18 protein-coding genes are annotated in these 18,087 nt (G+C 64.8%); 7 read left to right on the forward strand and 11 right to left on the reverse strand.

Annotated features, from left to right (window positions below):
• Positions 1 to 11 precede the first annotated feature (11 nt).
• The 4 genes from KF827_RS16740 to KF827_RS16755 form a co-directional block, all read right to left on the reverse strand.
• On the reverse strand, positions 12 to 728 hold the full coding sequence (locus tag KF827_RS16740; protein WP_367273149.1) for an esterase/lipase family protein: 717 nt from the start codon (positions 726 to 728) through the stop codon (positions 12 to 14).
• Positions 725 to 1,829, reverse strand: a protein-coding gene (gene prfB / locus KF827_RS16745; protein WP_367273148.1) for a peptide chain release factor 2 whose coding sequence is annotated in 2 segments (ribosomal slippage) — positions 725 to 1,759 and positions 1,761 to 1,829 — 1,104 coding nt in all. Because the reading frame shifts where the segments join, the coding sequence is not laid out codon by codon here. The genes KF827_RS16740 and prfB overlap by 4 nt, the downstream gene beginning before the upstream one ends.
• A gap of 81 nt (positions 1,830 to 1,910) precedes the next feature.
• The gene (locus tag KF827_RS16750; RefSeq protein ID WP_291007798.1) at positions 1,911 to 2,666 is read right to left on the reverse strand and encodes a DsbA family protein; all 756 of its coding nucleotides are present in this window, start codon (positions 2,664 to 2,666) and stop codon (positions 1,911 to 1,913) included.
• A 110-nt stretch (positions 2,667 to 2,776) separates the two neighbouring features.
• Complete coding sequence (locus KF827_RS16755) at positions 2,777 to 4,228, reverse strand: M48 family metalloprotease (protein ID WP_291007800.1); 1,452 nt, start codon at positions 4,226 to 4,228, stop codon at positions 2,777 to 2,779.
• Between the two features lie 229 nt (positions 4,229 to 4,457).
• Between KF827_RS16755 and KF827_RS16760 the strand changes: the two genes are divergently transcribed.
• On the forward strand, positions 4,458 to 5,858 hold the full coding sequence (locus KF827_RS16760; RefSeq protein WP_291007802.1) for a gamma-glutamyltransferase: 1,401 nt from the start codon (positions 4,458 to 4,460) through the stop codon (positions 5,856 to 5,858).
• A gap of 27 nt (positions 5,859 to 5,885) precedes the next feature.
• The gene (locus KF827_RS16765; RefSeq protein ID WP_291007804.1) at positions 5,886 to 7,043 is read left to right on the forward strand and encodes an aminotransferase class I/II-fold pyridoxal phosphate-dependent enzyme; all 1,158 of its coding nucleotides are present in this window, start codon (positions 5,886 to 5,888) and stop codon (positions 7,041 to 7,043) included.
• 6 nt (positions 7,044 to 7,049) lie between these two features.
• Here the strand turns inward: KF827_RS16765 and KF827_RS16770 are convergent, their stop codons facing one another.
• The 4 genes from KF827_RS16770 to KF827_RS16785 are packed head-to-tail and all read right to left on the reverse strand — an operon-like array spanning position 7,050 to position 10,567.
• Positions 7,050 to 7,850 carry an SDR family oxidoreductase gene (locus KF827_RS16770; RefSeq protein WP_291007806.1) on the reverse strand — a complete coding sequence of 267 codons (801 nt, stop codon included), beginning with the start codon at positions 7,848 to 7,850 and terminating at the stop codon, positions 7,050 to 7,052.
• A gap of 23 nt (positions 7,851 to 7,873) precedes the next feature.
• Entirely contained in the window at positions 7,874 to 9,043 is a 1,170-nt protein-coding gene (locus tag KF827_RS16775; RefSeq protein ID WP_291007807.1) for a CaiB/BaiF CoA-transferase family protein, read from the reverse strand.
• Positions 9,040 to 9,453, reverse strand: a complete 414-nt coding sequence (locus KF827_RS16780) for a rhodanese-like domain-containing protein (protein ID WP_291007809.1) — start codon at positions 9,451 to 9,453, stop codon at positions 9,040 to 9,042. The genes KF827_RS16775 and KF827_RS16780 overlap by 4 nt, the downstream gene beginning before the upstream one ends.
• Positions 9,454 to 9,493: 40 nt before the next feature.
• Positions 9,494 to 10,567 (reverse strand): hypothetical protein, encoded by a 1,074-nt coding sequence (locus KF827_RS16785; RefSeq protein WP_291007811.1) that lies wholly within the window; start codon positions 10,565 to 10,567, stop codon positions 9,494 to 9,496.
• A 116-nt stretch (positions 10,568 to 10,683) separates the two neighbouring features.
• Between KF827_RS16785 and KF827_RS16790 the strand changes: the two genes are divergently transcribed.
• Positions 10,684 to 11,553, forward strand: a complete 870-nt coding sequence (locus KF827_RS16790) for a lytic transglycosylase domain-containing protein (RefSeq protein ID WP_291007813.1) — start codon at positions 10,684 to 10,686, stop codon at positions 11,551 to 11,553.
• 99 nt (positions 11,554 to 11,652) lie between these two features.
• Here the strand turns inward: KF827_RS16790 and KF827_RS16795 are convergent, their stop codons facing one another.
• Positions 11,653 to 12,615 (reverse strand): 2-hydroxyacid dehydrogenase, encoded by a 963-nt coding sequence (locus KF827_RS16795; RefSeq protein WP_291007815.1) that lies wholly within the window; start codon positions 12,613 to 12,615, stop codon positions 11,653 to 11,655.
• A gap of 54 nt (positions 12,616 to 12,669) precedes the next feature.
• Positions 12,670 to 13,695 (reverse strand): glycosyltransferase family 1 protein, encoded by a 1,026-nt coding sequence (locus KF827_RS16800; RefSeq protein WP_291007817.1) that lies wholly within the window; start codon positions 13,693 to 13,695, stop codon positions 12,670 to 12,672.
• A 168-nt stretch (positions 13,696 to 13,863) separates the two neighbouring features.
• On the opposite strand from KF827_RS16800, the gene KF827_RS16805 reads away from it, so the two are divergent.
• The 4 genes from KF827_RS16805 to KF827_RS16820 are packed head-to-tail and all read left to right on the forward strand — an operon-like array spanning position 13,864 to position 17,573.
• Positions 13,864 to 14,949 carry a polyamine ABC transporter substrate-binding protein gene (locus KF827_RS16805; protein ID WP_291007819.1) on the forward strand — a complete coding sequence of 362 codons (1,086 nt, stop codon included), beginning with the start codon at positions 13,864 to 13,866 and terminating at the stop codon, positions 14,947 to 14,949.
• Positions 14,949 to 15,923: an ABC transporter ATP-binding protein gene (locus tag KF827_RS16810; protein ID WP_291007820.1), complete on the forward strand. Its 975-nt coding sequence runs from the start codon at positions 14,949 to 14,951 to the stop codon at positions 15,921 to 15,923. The genes KF827_RS16805 and KF827_RS16810 overlap by 1 nt, the downstream gene beginning before the upstream one ends.
• The gene (locus tag KF827_RS16815) at positions 15,920 to 16,774 is read left to right on the forward strand and encodes an ABC transporter permease (RefSeq protein WP_291007822.1); all 855 of its coding nucleotides are present in this window, start codon (positions 15,920 to 15,922) and stop codon (positions 16,772 to 16,774) included. The genes KF827_RS16810 and KF827_RS16815 overlap by 4 nt, the downstream gene beginning before the upstream one ends.
• Before the next feature lie 13 nt (positions 16,775 to 16,787).
• The gene (locus tag KF827_RS16820; protein ID WP_291007824.1) at positions 16,788 to 17,573 is read left to right on the forward strand and encodes an ABC transporter permease; all 786 of its coding nucleotides are present in this window, start codon (positions 16,788 to 16,790) and stop codon (positions 17,571 to 17,573) included.
• Between the two features lie 205 nt (positions 17,574 to 17,778).
• Here KF827_RS16820 and KF827_RS16825 read toward each other — a convergent pair.
• A partial coding sequence (locus KF827_RS16825) for an extracellular solute-binding protein (protein WP_291007826.1) occupies positions 17,779 to 18,087 on the reverse strand: 309 nt, incomplete at its 5' end.

Consider the following 18,087-nt stretch of genomic DNA (forward strand, 5'->3'; position numbering starts at 1 on the left):
GTGGGTTAGCCTTAGGCGAACCACCCGGTTTTCACGAAATTCAACGCTGCCGCGATGCAGCGCGGATCATCGGCCATGAAACTATGGCCGGCATCAAGGCGCAGATAATCCGCTATCGCGCCATTCACATCCTGCGGCAGCGCCGAGGTCAGTTCCACCGTGCCATCATGTTCGGCACTGTTACCCATCAGGGCATTGAACCAACTGGCCGGTGTAAGCGGATGAAAGCGGCGGGTGCCGCCGATGGCGCCGATCTGCATGGCCGGCCAGCCAAGGGTTTGCAGCCAGGGCGCATCGGGCGCCAATTCATAAACCGGCTTCCCCATCACCACAGGCAGCAACGGCGCAAGCGGCGTCTCGCGCAAACGCGCCACGATGCCTGAGCCGCGATGCGGGCTGGCAATCGTCACCAACCGGCCGAGCGGAAATCCCACCGGATCGATCAGACCGGCGCGCAGCAGCAGGCCACCCAGGGAATGGCCGATGAAATGCGTAACGGCCGGCTGTTTCGCCAGCGTATCGCAAAGCCCGCGAAACCGCGCCAGCAAGCCGGCGATGCTGTCGTCGCGGCTGGGATAGCCCCAGTTCAATGTGTGATAGCCGGCGGCTTTGCAGGCGGTTTCCAGCCGTGCCAGCGAAGCCGGGTTGCGCGCCAGGCCATGCAGCAGAATGATCCGCTGCCGGCCCGGCCCTGTCGCAGCCGGCGCCGCTGTATCCCGCGCGGTTATTTTACGCCCACGCGGGCGGCAAGCTGCGCCGCCATGAAGGGATCGAGATCGCCATCCAGCACGCCCTGGGTGTCGCTGGTTTCCAGCTCGGTGCGCAGATCCTTCACCATCTGGTAGGGGTGCAGCACATAAGAGCGGATCTGATGGCCCCAGCCGATATCGGTTTTGGCATCCATCACCGCCTGCTTCTCGGCCTCGCGCTTTTGCAATTCGCGCTCGTAAAGCCGCGCCTTCAGCATCTTCATCGCTTCGTCGCGGTTACGATGCTGGCTTTTGTTGGTCTGGCAGGCCACCACGATGTTGGTGGGAATATGGGTGATACGCACGGCGGAATCGGTCTTGTTCACGTGCTGGCCGCCAGCGCCCGAAGCACGATAGGTATCGATACGCAGATCCTTTTCCTGCACATCGATCTCGATCGTATCGTCCACCACCGGATAAACCCCCACCGAGGCGAAGCTGGTATGGCGGCGCGCATTGGAATCGTAAGGCGAGATGCGCACCAGGCGGTGCACGCCGCTTTCGTTTTTCAGCCAGCCATAGGCATTGGCGCCGGAAACCTTGATGGTGGCAGACTTGATGCCGGCCTCCTCGCCTTCGCTCTCTTCCTGGAATTCCACCTTGTAGCCATGCTGTTCGGCCCAGCGCACATACATGCGCAGCAGCATCGAGGCCCAATCCTGGCTTTCGGTGCCGCCGGCGCCGGCATGCACTTCCAGGAAGGTGTCGTTGCCATCGGCTTCGCCCGAAAGCAGGCTTTCCAGCCGCGCCTTCTCCACTTCGCCACGCAGGGCGGCGATAGCGGCCTCGGCCTCGGCCACAATATCGGCGTCGCCTTCGGCCTCGCCGAGTTCGATCAGGTCGCTGTTATCCTGCAGGCTTTGCTCCAGCCGGCGCTGCACGCCGACCGCGCGATCCAGGCGGTTGCGGTCGCGCATCACCTCCTGGGCTTTCTGGGGATCGTTCCAGAGGGCGGAATCCTCCGCCCTGGCATTCAGTTCTTCGAGCCGTTTGACCGCATTATCCCAGTCAAAGAGACCTCCTCAGCAGTTCCAACGACTGCTTGATCTCATCGGCCATGGCCTTGATTTCGGCGCGCATGGATAATCTTCCCATCAACTGCAAAAATTCGGCGCGACCATATGGGCCGTCCCCGGAATTGTCAAATCACGGCCCTGCGGGTTATCCGCCGCGCGCCTTCTGGATCAGCATGCGCAGAGTGTCGGGCGACGTGGCGCCGGGCACCAGGTTGTCGCCGATCACAAAGGCCGGCGTGCCCTCGATACCCAGGGTTTCGGCCAGCTTCAGATTCTCCTGGATGATACCGCTGGTACGCGGCGAGGCCATCTCGGCTTTCAGCTTGTCGGTATCCAGGCCAGCCTCCTTGGCCATGCGCAGGATCTGGGCTTCGTCCAGCTTGCCGCGAAACGCCATCATGGCGTTGTGGTAGGCCATGTATTTGCCGCCGGGCTGCTGTATCGCCGCAATCGCCGCGCGCGCCGCCAGCACGCTTTCCGGTCCCAGCACCGGCAATTCCTTCAGCACCACACGCAGCTTGCCATCCTGCTTCAGCAGATCCAGCACCGCCGGCTGCATCTGCTTGCAATAGCCGCAGCGGTAATCGAAGAACTCCACCAGGGTTACGTCGCCCTTGGGATTGCCGGCCACGAAGGAAAAGCCGTCATCCATCAGCGCCTTGGCATTCTGCCGGATCGCCGCCGAGGCCGCCTGCAAGCGCTCCTGCTGCTGCTGTTCTTCCAGCGCATGCATCGCCTCAATCAGGATTTTCGGATTCTTCACCAGGATGTCGCGCACCAGGCTTTCAAGCTGCTTGCGCTGCTCGGGCGAGAAAGCATCCTTTTCCTGCGCCATAACCGGCGCGGCGAACAAGAAGGCGAAGGCGGCCCAGAGACCGATCAGCGTGCGGGGAAACCCCATGGTATGTCCTTTACGGTAAAAAGCGCCCGACTATGGCCAGCGCCCCGCTCCGGGGCAATGCACATCGGCGTTATAAAAATGGCCCGGCGCAGCATGAATACCCCAAAGACTCAGCGGTTGCGCAACTCGCGGCGGCGGTCGGTGGCGGCATCGATCACATCCTGCGCGCGCAACCAGCCCGGTGTGCCTTCCTTCAGCAACCGCTTGGCGCGCTCGGCCTGGCCCTGGGCATCGCGCAATTCGCCGCTGGCCAGGAAACGCTCGGCGCTGGCCAGCGAAGCCATGCCGATATCGCCGCTGCGGCCATAGGCAACCGCCAGCTGCTGCCAGGCGCCGATATTCTCCGGCTCGCGGCGGGTCACGTCCTGCAGGGTGCGGGTGGCCTCGGGCAATTGCGCGGGGTCGTCCTGGGCGATCTGGGCGCGGGCGAAGCCATAGGCCAGCAGCGCCTCGGTGGGCGACAATTCATAGGCCCGGCGATGGGCCTCGGTTGCCTCCGGCACCTTGCCCATATCGAGCAGGATGTCGCCCTTCAATTCATGGAAATACTGATCGTTGGGATATTCCGCCAGCAGGCTGTTCACTTCGTCCAGCGCCTTGGCGAAATCCAGCGCGCGGAAATAGGCAAAGGCGCGGGCATAGCGGGCATAAAGGCTGGTATCGCTGGTGGGGTATTTACGCAAAGTGGCCGGCAGGCCATCCAGATAGCCCATCAGCTTGGACTGCATGCGCTTGAAGCGTTCGATATTCTCCGGAGAATCCGGCCGGTCGCCGAAGCGCGATTGCGCCACCCGGGCATTCAACGCCGAAACGCGCTCAGCGGAAAGCGGATGGGTGCGCACATAGGGGTCTTGCCGCTCCACCGCCAGGGCTTCCTGGTTGGCCAGGATATTCATGAACTCGGCCAGCCCCCGGGCGCTCTGCTGGGTCTGCTCCAGAAAGGTGGCGCCGGCCTGGTCGGCGGCGGCCTCCTGGGCACGGGTGAAGGAAAGCAGGTTGCGGGTCGCCACCTGCTGGCCTGCCAGCACGCCCGCCATCGCCGCCTCGCCGCTGCCGGTGGCCACGGCGGCGGCCGCGCCCAGCAACATGCTGGCAATCATGATCGCCGAGGCCTGGCCCAGCGAATCCTCCAGCCGGGCCAGATGACCACCGGCAATATGGCCGATTTCATGGGCCAGCACGCCGATCACCTGGGCCGGCCTCTCGGCCCGCTGCAACAACCCGGTATGCACGAAAATCCGCTGTCCGCCGGCCACGAAGGCATTCAGGCTGCGTTCGTTAACCAGATAGACCTGCACCGATTCGGACCCTATTCCGGCCGCGCCCAGCAGTGGCGAGGCATAGGCGCGAATGGTAGCTTCGATCTCGGCATCGCGGACCAGAGACACCCCGCGCCGCTGCTGTGCCCAAGCTTGGCCGGACCGCTGCTCGAACGCGGTAAAAGGCTGCGGCAGCAGGCTCAGCCCGAAGGCAAGCGCCACCGCGGCCGAAACCGCGCGGCGCGGCTTGAGGCAATTCGGCGGCGTCAGGCGACGGCGCAAGGAGGACCAGTTAAAGGCCATGGTGAAACGATTTCCATCTGCGTCCGGCGATCTGCGCCAATCCGCGGTAAGTCCGTCTGTTATAGGTAGGTTCTGCCTGGCCGGTCGTCAACGTTTGGCGGTTTTCCCTCATTGGCTTAACGGCCTCAGAGGCCGGCAAAACCAGTGCCGATCCCTGGCGCAAATCACCGCCCTGCTGCTTGGCGCGGGCCTGCTGGCCGCCTGTTCCAGCAACAAACAACCGGATCGTGTGATCCAGAATCTGCCGACCAAATTTGTCGGCACTGTGGCGGCCGACGAGCCGCGCGCCGCCCTGGTGGCCCGCGATGTGCTGGATGCCGGCGGGTATGCCGCCGATGCCGCCGTGGCCGGCGTGTTTGCCATGGCCGTCACCTACCCCGCCGCCGTGTCGCTGGGGGCCGGCGGCGTCTGCCTGGCCGCCGATGCCGAACATTTGAAGATTGATGCCATCTCTTTCCCGCTGCGCCTGCCGCCGGGCGGCGGCGCCGTGCCGATCCCGGCCCTGGTGCGCGGCATGGCCCTGCTGCATGGCGCCTATGGCCGCCTGCGCTGGGAGCAGGTGGTGATCCCCGCCGAACAACTGGCGCGCTTTGGCGACCCCACCAGCCGCGCCCTGGTGCAGGCCGTGCAGGAAACCCAGCCGCCGGTAACGCAATCGCCAGAACTGGGCCTTCTGCTGGGTCGCCTGGGCGGCGGCGTGCGCGGCGAAGGCGAGGCCATTGCCAATCCCACGCTAGCCAATGTGTTCAGCCGCCTGCGCTCGGCCGGTCCGCATGATTTCTATCAGGGCCTCACAGCGCAGATTCTGCTGGCCGATATCGCCCAGGCCGGTGGTGCCATCACCGCCGAGGATCTGCGCGGCTATACCGCACAGACCAGCAAGCCGATCGAGTTGGAATTCCGCAACCGCATCAAGCTGTATTTCACGCCCGAGGCACGCGGCGGCGCGATTGCAGCGTGGCTGATGGAGCAAGGCTTCAGCGGCGGCAGCGGCACGTTCGGTATCGGCGGCGGCAATGCCAGGCCGGCCGCGCTGGCAGCCGCCATCGGCCAGGCCTATATGGGCCTGGAAGCCGGCGCGCCGATGTTCGAGCATGGCTCGGCCTCGATCTCGGTGATGGATCGTTATGGCCGCACCGCGGCTTGTGCCGTCGGCCTTTCAAGGCCATTCGGCGCGCGGCGCGTAGGCCAGTTGACCAATGTGCTGTTCGCGGCAACACCGGGGCAGAATGGCGACGAGATGCCCTATCTCTCCGCCATGGCCGCCATACATCCGACCGGCCGCCAGGCCTTTGCCACGGCTGCCGCATCGGGCGGCGCGCCGGCCCCTGCCGCCCTGGCGCAGGCGCTGCTCACCGGCCTGGTGCCGGAGAGAATGCTGGCTGCGGAAGCCTTGGCGCGTCCACGGGTTTTCCAACCCGCCCCCACCGCGCCGCTGCTCTACGAACCCGGCGCCGATCAGGCCATGATGGCCGATATCGTCAAGCGCGGCGTGGCCTTGGCCGAAGTGCGCCGGCTGGGGCGGTTGACGCTTTCCCTGTGCAGCCAGGGTTCGCCCGGTGCGCCGACAAGCTGCCGGGCTGCCGCCGACCGCCGCAGCTTCGGTCTGGCGGTGGGCGACGAGCATTAGACCTGCGGCATTGATGGGGTGGATTCCATGCGTAACCTGAAACCGCTGCCTTCCAAGCGCGGCAATATCGACCCGTTCTTCGTGATGGAAGTGATGAAGGCCGCCGCCGCACGCGAGGCCGAAGGCGGCGATGTGATCCATATGGAAGTGGGGCAGCCCTCCACCCCGGCGCCGCGCGCCGCCATCGAGGCCGCCTTGCGCGAGGCGCAGCGCGATCCGCTGGGCTATACCCTGGCGCTGGGCCTGGCCCCGCTGCGCGAAGCGATTGCCCGCCATTACCGCGACTATTACGGCCTCAGCGTGCCGGCTGAGCGCATCGTGGTGACCACCGGTTCCTCCGCCGGCTTCCAACTCGCCTTCCTGGCCGCCTTCGATGCCGGCGACAGCGTGGCCTTGGGCGAACCCGCCTACCCTGCCTATCGTAATATCCTGAAGGCGCTGGACCTGGTGCCGAAGATGATCGCCACCGAGGCCGCAGCGCGCTTCCAGCCCACGCCCGCCGAAATCAACGCAGTGGCGCCGGAGGCCAAGGGCGTGCTGGTGGCAAGCCCCGCCAATCCCACCGGCTGCATGCTGGACGATGCCGCACTGCAGGCATTGGTAGACGATTGCGCGCTGCATGGCCGCTGGCTGATCGTGGACGAAATCTATCACGGCATCACCTATAACGGCCGCGCCAAGTCGGTGCTGGGCATCACCGACCAGGCCATCGTGATCAACAGCTTCTCGAAATACTTCTCCATGACCGGCTGGCGGCTGGGCTGGATGGTGCTGCCCGAGGCGCTGATCCGTCCGGTGGAATGCCTGGCACAGAATTTCTATATATCCGCGCCAGGCATCAGCCAGGTGGCCGGCATCGCCGCGCTGTCGGCCTACGACGAGCTTGAGCAGAATGTGGCGCGCTATGCCCGCAACCGCGAAATCCTGCTGAACGAATTGCCCAAGGCCGGCTTCGACCAGTTGGCGCCCGCCGATGGCGCTTTCTACATCTATGCCGATATTTCGCGCTTCACCGACGATGCGCAGGATTTCTGCCAGCGCATGCTGCGCGATACCGGCATCTCAGCCACGCCGGGCTTCGATTTCGACCGCCCGCGCGGCCATCATTTCCTGCGCTTCTCGTTTGCCGGCGCCACCGACCGCATGGTCGAGGCGGCAAACCGGCTGAAGCATTGGAGCAAATAGCCGGCCTCAGTAGGTGCCTGGATACAGGCCGCCATCCATCAGCACATTCTGCCCGGTCATGTAGGCTGCGCGTTCCGAACACAGGAAGGCGCAGACCTCGCCGAATTCTTCCGGCGAACCGAGGCGGCCGGCCGGAATAACCGTGGCGGCATTGCGCTGCAATTCGGCATCCACATCCACGCCCGGCCCCTTGCCGGCAAAATTGTTGCGCAACCGGTCGGTGAGGATGCGGCCAGGCAGCAGGTTGTTGATGGTGACATTGTTGCGTGCCACCGACGGATCGCGCGCCAGGCCGGCGATGAAACCGGTAAGGCCCGAGCGCGCGCCGTTGGACAGGCCGAGGATGGCGATCGGCGCCTTCACGGCAGACGAGGTGATATTCACCACGCGGCCGAATTTGCGCGCGATCATGTCGTCTATCACCGCCTTGATCAGCATGATCGGCGTCAGCATGTTGCCATCCACCGCCTTGATCCAGGCATCGCGATCCCAATCGCGGAAACCGCCGGGCGGCGGGCCGCCGGCATTGTTCACCAGGATATCGACGAAACCGCCGCCCAGTTCGCGCGCCGCGCCCAGCGCATCGGCGCGGCCCTGTTCGGTGGTGATATCGCCAGCCACGGTTTTCACCTGCGCGCCCGGCGCCTCGCGCCGGATGCGTTCAGCCGCTGCCGCCAGCGTATCCGCGCCGCGTGCGGTGATGGTTACCGACACGCCTTCTTTGGCCAAGGCCAGCGCCGAGCCCAGGCCCAAACCCTTGGATGCGGCGCAAACCAGGGCGTTGCGCCCAGCGATACCCAAATCCATCCGATAATCCTTTCTGCTTTACACTATGTGCCGGCGGAATCCGCGAGCCCCCATTCCAGCAAGGCATCCTCGCCGGTATCGGTTGCCGCAGCGCCATCTGCAACGCTGCCTGATCCCTGACTGCCCAATCCCTGGCTACCGGGGGGCCCGCGCCGCACAGCGCCGGGCGTGCGCGAAAATCGCGGTGCCGGTGCTGGCTGCGCGATGCCATCGCGCTCGATGAAGCTGCCGCGCGCCACCATATGCGGATGCTTGGTGGCTTCCTCGAGCCCCAGCACCGGCGCGAAGCAAACATCGCTGCCTTCCATGATGGCACACCATTCGGCCTGGCTGCGGCTGCGGAAGGCGGCCGCGAAGGCCGCCTGCAATTCGCCCCACCGCCGCGCATCATGCTGCTTGGGCAGCCAGCCCGGATCCAAGCCCAGCTTGCGGATCAGTTCGGCGTAGAATTTGCCCTCGATGGAGCCGATGCAGATATATTTGCCATCGGCGCATTCATAGGTGCCATACCAGGGTGCGCCGCCATCCAGCATGTTCACGCCGCGTTTATCCTGCCACAGGCCGGCCGCCTTCAGCGCATGGAACATCGTCATCAACGACGAGGCGCCATCCACCATGGCGGCATCCACCACCTGGCCCTTGCCGCTGCTCTGCCGCTCGAACAAAGCCGCCAGCACGCCCATCGCCAGATACAGCGAGCCGCCGCCGAAATCGCCCACCAGGTTGAGCGGCGCCACCGGCTTGCCATCGGCAGCGCCGATGCCGGCCAATGCGCCGGTCAGTGCGATGTAGTTGATGTCATGGCCCGCCGCCTGCGCCAACGGACCATCCTGGCCCCACCCTGTCATGCGGCCGTAAACCAGTTGCGGCGCGCGGGCCTGCACCGTATCCGGGCCCAGCCCCAGGCGTTCCATCACGCCGGGACGAAAGCCTTCCAGGATCACATCGGCCTTTTCGCAAAGCCGCAGCACCAGTTCGATACTGGCGGGACTTTTCAAATCCAGCGCCAGCGCCCGCTTGCCGCGCCCCAGCAATTCGTATTGCGGGGGCACGGGCACGCCAAGATCGGCATTGCCCACACGGTCGATCCGCAGCACATCGGCGCCCAGATCGGCCAGCAGCATGCCGCAAAACGGCACCGGCCCGATGGCCGGCATCTCTATGACGCGCAAGCCATCGAGCGGTCCGCTCATTTTTTGTCTCCGGCCGGAGCCTTCGGCGCCCATTCCTCAACCGGCAGGCCGGCCTTCTTCCAGGCACCGAAGCCGCCATCCATATGGGCCACGCGGGCAATCCCCATCCGCTTGGCGGTCTGGCCCGCAAGCGACGAACGCAGGCCGCCGGCGCAGAAGAAAATGAACTGCTTGGGCTCGGCAAAGGCCTTGCGATGATAGGGGCTTTCCGGATCGATCCAGAATTCCAACATGCCGCGCGTAGCATGCAGCGCGCCGGGTATGGCGCCATCGCGCTCCAACTCGCGCGGATCGCGGATATCCACCAGCTGGGTGTCTGGATTGCCCAGATGCTTGGCCACCTGCTCCGGTGTCATGGTTTCGATTTCACTCAGCGCTTCCGCAACCATCTGCTTGTAACCGATCGGCATTGTACATTCCTCCTTGAACCGAGAGGAACATCATGCCGTTTCAATCCGGAAAGGGCCAGAGCCTGGGCCGCCATTGCCAGCCTGCGGCAAGCACGGCGGCACGGGTTGACGCTACGAGCGCAGTATCCTCCGGCCCGCTGCCGGCCAGGTTGAGAGCCCAGCCCGATGCACTCAATGCGCTTAATGGCAGCATCTCAACCACCTGACGGTCCGGCCGCAAGCGCAGACGCAGCCGCATGGCATGCTGGCCCAGGCTGTCATCCAGCAAGGCCATGTCGCGCCAGCGCAACGCCTCGGCCCGCTCATCGCCATGGCGCTCGATGCGGAAAGCAACATCGCTGCCTTCCGAAACCAGACGCGCCGCCTCGATTCCGCGCAATGCGGTGCGCAATTCACTCACGCTGGCGGGCTCGCGTTCCGTATGCGGTAACTGTGCCATGCCGGCTTCCAGCAGCAGGCTGGCCGGCGGCGCCTGCAACAGCAGCCACAGCATGGCGATCAGCGCAAAGCCGCTGCGGCTGGCCAGCCATTGCCAGTGGCGCGGCACGGCGCGCTGCACCAGGCAGGGCGTGGCGCGGCGGCGGCGCTGCAAGGCGGCTTCGTCCTGGCCATAGAAACCGAACAGGGTGTCGTCCACCACCAGCCATTCGCCATGGCGATAATCGCCATCGGTCTGGAAATGCAGGCCGGTGGGGCTGAACTCGGCGCCCCGGGCGGCAAAGCTGCCAAACCCGCCATCGCCGCCCGCCGGCTCGAAAACCTGGCCGCCGGCTTGCTGGGCCTGGGCTGCGCTGTTGAAGCGCACCACCATGCAGGCGCTGCCATCGGCAAAGCGCGCCAGCTCGGCGGCCTGGGCCTTTTCGAAAAGCGGTTTGAGGTCGCGATAATCGGCAGCGCCGCGCCCGAAAACCGCCCAGGAATTCATGAAGCCGCCATGGCGGGTGGCCAGCGCCACGCGGTCGATGGCGAAACTGGCCGCCAGCCAGCGGTCCAGCACCGCCACCAGGGCCAGCGGCAAGGCCAGGCCGATCAGCAGCAGCCACAGCATGGCCAGCCAGGGGCCATGCTGTCCCCAGCCAGAATTCAGCAGAAAATCCACAATCCGTTCGGCCATGATCGTCATCAATTATAATCAGGGCGCATTCTGCCCGTTTGGGATTAACGCTTTCTTTGCCTTGGCGGCGGATAGTCGAGGCTGACGGATTCGGATTCAACAGACGGACGACCGCCATGGCCGTACCCATGCCACCCAGCACGCTCAGCAGCAGCGCCGCCACCGACACGGTGCGCGTGGGCAAGCATCGCGTGAGCACGGAATTGCTGGATACCCTGCGCCAGGCCAGCCGCTCGGCCGGGGTGGATTTCGGTTTCCTGGTGTCGCAGGCGGCGCAGGAAAGCGGCTTCCGCACCGATGCCCAGGCCAAGACCAGCTCCGCGCGCGGGCTGTTTCAGTTCGTCGACAATACCTGGCTCGAGATGGTGCGCGACCATGGCGCGAAATACGGCCTGTCCGAACAGGCCGCCCAGATCGGCCGCGGCAGCGATGGCCGCCCCAAGGTGAACGATCCGGCCCAACGCCAGGCCATCCTGGCTTTGCGCGACGATCCCCGCCTCTCATCTGCCATGGCCGCCGAATATGCCCGTGCCAATCGCGATATCCTGGCGCGCGAATTCGGCGTGGAAGCCAGCAAGACCGATCTCTATCTCGGGCATTTCCTCGGCCCCAATGGCGCCAGCAAGTTCCTCGGCGCGATGCGCCAGAACGCCCAGGCCTTCGCCGCCGACCTGCTGCCCGATGCGGCGGCCAGCAATCCGAATGTGTTTTTCGATGGCGCCGGCAACAAGCGCAGCCTTGCCGATATCCATGCCTATTTCACCCGCAAGCTCGACTCCCATGCGGAAGGCCTGGATACCGGCGCCGAACTGGCCACGGTATCCGCGCCGCAGGACGGCCCGGGTTCGGTGGCGCGCTATCTGGAAGACCAGCGCAAACAGGTGGATCACATGGCCAAGATGATGGCCTTCGAAGCGCTGAGCAGCCTGATGCGCCGCGCCAACCGCATCAGCGACACCGGCAGCAACAGCGATTCAAGCTGGTAGCATCGCATTACCCAGCGGCCCGCGACGCCCCATCGAAGTACAAAGCTGGGAGCAGGAGTGTTCAGAATTACCGCCGGGCGTTTCAGGCGAAACGCCCGCTCACCCATAGGGCGTCAGCAGCGGCTCTCCTGCGAAATGCGCTGCCAGATTGCGCACCGTGAGGGCGCCCATGGCATCGCGGGTCTGCTGCGTGGCGCTGCCGATATGCGGCAACAGCACAACATTCTCCATCGCCCATAAGGCTTCGGGCACATTGGGTTCCTCGGCAAACACATCCAGGCCGGCGCCGGCAATCGTGCGGTTCTGCAACGCCGCGATCAGCGCCTGCTCATCTATGATGCTGCCCCGCGCCACATTCACCACATAGCCTTTCGGCCCCAGCGCCTGCAGGATTTCGGCATTCACCTGCTTGGCGGTGGCCGCGCCGCCTGGGCTGGTGATCATCAGCACATCGCAGGCTTCGGCCAGCGCGCGCAGGCTGGGTAGATAAGACTGCGGCAATTCCGGCTTGGCGCGTGGACCGGTATAAACCACCCGCATGCCGCAGGCCTCGGCGCGCTTCGCCGTGGCCTGGCCGATGCGGCCCATGCCGAATATGCCCATGGTCTTGCGGCCCAGCGTGTCGGCCAGAGGAAAATTGCCCCCAGTCCGCTTGGCATCGCCCCATTTACCATCGCGGATGAAACGGTCGGCCTGGGGCAGCCGGCGCAAGGTGGCGAGCGTAAGCGCAATGGCGGTATCGGCCACGTCTTCCGTCAGCACATCGGGCGTGTTGGTCACCGGGATGCCGCGCTCTTTGCAATAAGCCGTGTCGATGGCATCCACGCCCACGCCGAAGCAGGCCACGATCTCCAGCTTGGGCAACGCCGCGATCAAATCGCGCTTGGCGCCGAAGCCTGCCGTGGTGGCAATGGCGCGCACACGCGGCCCCACCTCGGCCAGCAGGGCGGCGCGATCCGGCGCCAGCCACAGCTTGTGCACGCCATAGGCATCGTCCAGAGCCTTGTTGAATGAAGCCACGCTGGGCCCCACCTGCAGAATCTCGATGCGCTCAGCCGCCATGCCATCCTCCCCGCCTTCGTTATCAGGCAGAGTAGCGATGGCCGGATGCCCTTATCAAGCCGCCTGCTGGGCCTGTATGGGTGTGATCGGTGCCAGATTGCCCAGGAATTGCCGGGTGCAGGCCTCCCAGGAATACTCCAGCGCCAACGCCCGGCAGGCCTCCGGCGATTTGCCCAGCGCCCCGGCAATGGCGCGGCCGAGATCGGCATCCAAACAGCCCACTTCGGGATGCGGGCCGATCACATCCAGCGGGCCGGTGACCGGATAGGCCGCCACCGGCACGCCGCTGGCCAGGGCTTCCAGCAGCACCAGGCCGAATGTATCGGTGAGGCTCGGGAACACGAATACATCGGCTGCCGCGAAATAGCCGGCCAGCGCGCCATTCTCCAGATAGCCGGCGAACACCGCTTCCGGGTATTTCGTGCGATATTCCTCAAGCTGCGGGCCGATGCCGACAACCAGTTTCGTGCCCGGCAGGTCCAGCTTCAGGAAGGCTTCGATATTCTTGTCCACCACCACGCGGCCGGCATAGAGATGGATCGGTCGCGGCAGGTCGAGGATGCTCTTGTCGCGCGGGCGGAAGCGCTCCACGTCCACGCCGCGCGACCAGGTGCGCAAATTGCGGAAACCGCGTTCGCGCAGGCTGTCGGCCAGGCTGTTGGTGGCGACCATCACCGCCGACGAACCGCCATGGAACCAGCGCATGAAGGCATAGGACCAGTTGATCGGCAGCCGGGCGCGCTCGGCCACGTATTCGGGAAACTTGGTGTGATAGGCCGTGGTGAAGGCATAACCGCGCCGCGTGCAATAGCGCCGCGCCGCCAGGCCCAGCGGCCCCTCGGTGGCGATATGGATGGCATCGGGCGCGAAGGCGTCGATCTTGCGGGCCAGGCCGCGATAGGGCAGCAAGGCCAACTCGATTTCAGGATAGGTGGGGCAAGGCATGGTGCGGAACTCGCCGGGGCCGATCAGCTCCACCACGTGGCCCATGGCCTCCAGCCCCTCGCGGGTTTTGGTGAGGGTGCGCACCACGCCGTTCACCTGGGGATGCCACGCATCCGAAACAATCATGATCCGCATAAAGCCGCCCATCCCCGCCTGAAATGCCTCCTGGCACGGCAAGATTGCATCACGATTCGATGACAGAGCGATGACCCTCTGTGGATAACTTTATGACAGAACGCGATATTGCGCGGCGCGGCGGCTGCGTCATAATCCCCGGCAGTATCCGAAACCGGGGGAATTTCAATGCCGATCCGTATCCTGGCGCTGCTGGCCGTGTTGGTGCTGCCCTTCACTGCCTGGGCGCAGCAGAAGGTGGTGAATTTCTATAACTGGTCGGATTATATCGACCCCGCCGTGCTGAAACAGTTCGAGCGCGAAACCGGCATTCGCGTGCGCTACGATGTGTATGATTCCAACGACGTGCTGGAGGCCAAGCTGCTGGCCGGCCGCACCGGCTACGATCTGGTGGTGCCCACGCATTACTACATGGCCCGCCATGCCCAGGCCGGCCTGCTCAAGCCGCTGGATAAATCGAAGCTTCCCAACCTGGCCAATCTCGATCCGGTGCTGATGCAGCGCCTGGCCAAGGTGGACCCCGACAACAAATTCGCCGCCATCTATATGTGGGGCACCAGCGGCATCGGCCTGAACCCGGATAAGGTGAAGGCCCGCCTGCCCGATCCGCCGGCGTTTTCGTTGCGCATGATTTTCGATCCCGAGATCGTGTCGAAGCTGGCCGATTGCGGTGTCACCCTGCTGGATGCGCCCGACGAAATCGTGCCCGCCACGCTGAAATATCTCGGCCTCGATCCCGATGCCAAGGATGCCGACAGCCTGGCCAAGGCGGAAGCGCATCTGCTGAAGATCCGGCCCTTCATCCGCAAGTTCCATTCGTCGCAATACATCAACGATCTCGCCAATGGCGATATCTGCCTGGCCTATGGCTGGTCGGGCGACATATTGCAGGCCAAGACCCGCGCCGAGGAAGCCAAGCGCGGCACCCGCGTGCAATATCTGCTGCCGCGCGAAGGCGCCCAGCAATGGTTCGACACCATGGTGATCCCCGCCGATGCGCCCAATCCCGACAACGCCCATGCGTTGATCAATTTCCTGCTGCAGCCCGAGATCATGGCACGCATCACCAACGCGGTGCATTACCCCAACGCTGTGCCGGCCAGCCTGCCGAAGATTTCCAAGGCCGCGATGGCCGATACGGATATCTTTCCGCCCGCCAACATGCTCGATAAGCTCTACACCATCTCGCCACCCGACCAGCCGACGCAACGGCTGATCACCCGGGCCTGGACCCGCGTGAAGGCCAACCGCTGATGCTGCGGATTTCCGGCCTGCGGCGCAGCTTCGGCGCCGAGGCTGCGGTTGATGGTATCGATCTTGAGATAGCCGCCGGCGAAATCCTGGTGCTGCTGGGGCCATCGGGCTGCGGCAAGTCCACCTTGCTGCGCTTGATCGCCGGCCTGGAAAAGCCTGATGCGGGCCGCATCCTGCTGGATGGCGCCGACCTCACCGCGATGCCGCCGCATCAGCGGCCGGTCAACATGATGTTCCAAAGCTATGCGTTGTTTCCGCATCTCAGCGTGGCCGACAACGTGGCGTTCGGCCTGCGCCGGGAAGGCCTGCCGAGCCGCGAGATCGCCAGCCGCCTGGACGAAGCGCTGGCCATGCTGGAAATCACCGCCTTGGCCAACCGCAAGCCGCATCAGATTTCCGGCGGCCAGCAACAGCGCGTGGCACTGGCCCGCGCCCTGGTGAAGCGCCCGCGCCTGCTGCTGCTGGACGAACCGATGGCGGCGCTGGACAAGCGCCTGCGCCGGCAGACCCAGGCCGAACTGCGCGCGCTCAACAGCCGCACCGGCATCGCCTTCGTGGTGGTGACCCATGATCAGGACGAGGCCATGGCGCTGGCCGATCGCGTGGCCGCCATGCATAAGGGCCGCATCCGCCAGGCCGGCCCGCCGCGCGAGATGTATGAACGCCCGCGCGATGCCTATGTGGCCCGGCTGCTGGCCGATATCAACCTGCTGCGCCGCGAAAGGCTGTATGGCATACGGCCCGAGCGTGTGGCACTGCATGCCGCACCGTTCGCCGAGGCCCGCAGCGAGGCCGTGGTGCGCGATATCGAATATGGCGGCGACATCACGGTGTTCACCCTGGCCTTGCCGGATGGCGAAATCCTGCGCGCCACACGGCTGAACGATGCCTCCGCACCGCCCGCAATCGGCCAGCGGGTCTGGCTCGGCTGGGGCGATGAATGCCTGATTCCCCTGGCGGACGAAATACCGTGAGGCCGCTCAGCATCCTGCTGCCCGCCGGCTGGGCGGCTTTGTTCGTGGCGATGCCGCTTTTGCTAGTGGCAGCGATCTCGCTCAGCCAGTCGCGCCTGGGCCAGCCGCCTTTCACGCCGCTATTCGAAGCCGGCCGCTTCATGGGCTCGCTGGAAAACTATAGCCTGCTGCTATCCGATCCGCTTTACATGGATGCACTGCTCAACAGCCTGCTCTATGCCGGCACCGGCACCTTGCTGGCGCTGGCCATCGGCCTGTGCATCGCGCGCGCCGTGGCCCATGCCGGCCCGCGCTGGCAATTGCCGCTGCTGGCGCTGATCATCGTGCCGTTCTGGATCAGCTTCCTGATCCGCATCTATGCCTGGATCCTGCTGCTGAAACCCGAAGGGCTGATCAATGGCGCACTGATCGGGCTGGGATTGATCGATACACCGCTGCCGCTGTTCAACAACGGCTTCGCCGTGGTGCTGGGTATCACTTATGCCTATCTACCCTTCATGATCCTGCCGATCCATGCCGCCTTGCAGGATCAACCGCCCGCCCTGGCCGAGGCCGCCATCGATCTCGGTGCCTCGCCGGCCAAGGCTTTCTGGTTGGTCACGCTGCCGCTGGCCTGGCCCGGCATTGCCGCCGGCTGCCTGCTGGTTTTCATTCCGGCGATGGGCGAATTCATCATCCCCGACCTGCTCGGCGGTTCTGCCACGCCGATGCTGGGCCAGACTTTGTGGAATGAATTCTTCCTCAACCGCGACTGGCCGCTGGCCTGCGCATTGGCGGTGCTGCTGGGTCTGCTGTTGCTGCTGCCTGCACTCCTTCTGCAACGCGGCAGAGCGCGCGGAGCACCAGCGTGAGGAGAATGCTGGCATGAAGCGCTTCACCGGTTTCGATCTCGCTGCGCTCTGCTGCGGGCTGGCCTTCCTGTATCTGCCGGTGCTGCTGGTGGTGCTGTTCTCGTTCAACGCTTCCAAACTGGTGACGGTTTGGGGCGGCTTCTCGCTGGAATGGTATGGCGCGCTGTGGCAGGACGACGACCTGCTGGACGCCGCCAGATTGTCGCTGCTGATCGGCGCGGGGGCGGCCACGCTGTCCACCCTGCTGGGCACGCTGGCCGCCCTGGCTCTGGCCGGCCGGCGTTTTCCCGGCCGGCGAATTCTCGGCGGCATCATGCTGGCGCCGATGGTGCTGCCCGAGGTGATCCTGGGGGTGAGCATCCTGCTGCTGTTCGTGATGCTGGAAGCCGAGCGCGGCGGACTTACCGTGATGCTGGCCCATGCCACCTTCGGCACGGCGTTTGCGCTGGTGGTGATCCGCGCCAAGCTGGTGACACTCAACCCCGATCTGGAAGCCGCCGCGCGCGATCTCGGCGCCACGCCCTGGGGTGCCTTCCGCCATGCCGTGTTGCCGGCCCTGGCGCCATCCATGGCCGCTGCTTGGCTGCTGGCCTTCACCTTGTCGCTGGACGATCTGGTGATCGCCTCTTTCGTGAACGGGCCGGGCGCCACCACATTGCCGATCAAAATCTACAGCAGCGTGCGCCTGGGCGTGACGCCCGAGATCAATGCGATTGCCACGCTGCTGATTGCCCTGGTGGCGCTCATCGTTGGCATTGCCGCCTGGCTGCAAAGCCGCTCGGCCCCGGCGCGGCGCTAACACCGAAAAGCGCGGGTGCCCAACGATGGATGCCCGGAACAAGTCCGGGCATGACGAGCGGAAAGAGCCCGCAAAAAACCGTCACCCTCGGACTTGTTCCGAGGGTCCACACCCGATGCAGCGCGGGTGCCGCAAAAAGAAATGCCCGGGACCAGGCCCGGGCATTGCAATAAGAGAATTGCAATAAGAGAGATGCGGGAAACGCTTACTTCCAGCCGGCCCGATCCATGATCTTCAAGGCTTCGGCATTGTTGCGGCCGAACACGGCAACATTCAGCGCGTCTTCCTTGAATTCGGCCCAGGACTGGATCACCGGATGCAACGCAACGCCGCCCACCACCGGGAATTCGTAATTGCCCTTGGCGAAATATTCCTGGGCTTCCTTCGAGGCCAGGTATTCCAGGAACTTCACCGCGTTGGCCTTGTTGGGCGAATATTTCGCCACACCGGCGCCGCTCACATTCACATGCGTGCCGCGATCATTCTGGTTGGGGAAGATCACCGCCAGATTGGC

This window comes from Ferrovibrio sp. (assembly GCF_019636075.1).
Taxonomy (GTDB): domain Bacteria; phylum Pseudomonadota; class Alphaproteobacteria; order Ferrovibrionales; family Ferrovibrionaceae; genus Ferrovibrio.

Coding starts and splice junctions, on each gene's coding strand:
- KF827_RS16805 (WP_291007819.1), top strand. CDS start 13,864: ATGCCGATCCGTATCCTGGCGCTGCTGGCCGTGTTGGTGCTGCCCTTC.
- KF827_RS16775 (WP_291007807.1), bottom strand. CDS start 9,043: ATGAGCGGACCGCTCGATGGCTTGCGCGTCATAGAGATGCCGGCCATC.
- KF827_RS16750 (WP_291007798.1), bottom strand. CDS start 2,666: ATGGGGTTTCCCCGCACGCTGATCGGTCTCTGGGCCGCCTTCGCCTTC.
- KF827_RS16765 (WP_291007804.1), top strand. CDS start 5,886: ATGCGTAACCTGAAACCGCTGCCTTCCAAGCGCGGCAATATCGACCCG.
- KF827_RS16810 (WP_291007820.1), top strand. CDS start 14,949: ATGCTGCGGATTTCCGGCCTGCGGCGCAGCTTCGGCGCCGAGGCTGCG.
- KF827_RS16820 (WP_291007824.1), top strand. CDS start 16,788: ATGAAGCGCTTCACCGGTTTCGATCTCGCTGCGCTCTGCTGCGGGCTG.
- KF827_RS16800 (WP_291007817.1), bottom strand. CDS start 13,695: ATGCGGATCATGATTGTTTCGGATGCGTGGCATCCCCAGGTGAACGGC.
- KF827_RS16790 (WP_291007813.1), top strand. CDS start 10,684: ATGGCCGTACCCATGCCACCCAGCACGCTCAGCAGCAGCGCCGCCACC.
- KF827_RS16780 (WP_291007809.1), bottom strand. CDS start 9,453: ATGCCGATCGGTTACAAGCAGATGGTTGCGGAAGCGCTGAGTGAAATC.
- KF827_RS16770 (WP_291007806.1), bottom strand. CDS start 7,850: ATGGATTTGGGTATCGCTGGGCGCAACGCCCTGGTTTGCGCCGCATCC.
- KF827_RS16755 (WP_291007800.1), bottom strand. CDS start 4,228: ATGGCCTTTAACTGGTCCTCCTTGCGCCGTCGCCTGACGCCGCCGAAT.
- KF827_RS16795 (WP_291007815.1), bottom strand. CDS start 12,615: ATGGCGGCTGAGCGCATCGAGATTCTGCAGGTGGGGCCCAGCGTGGCT.
- KF827_RS16785 (WP_291007811.1), bottom strand. CDS start 10,567: ATGGCCGAACGGATTGTGGATTTTCTGCTGAATTCTGGCTGGGGACAG.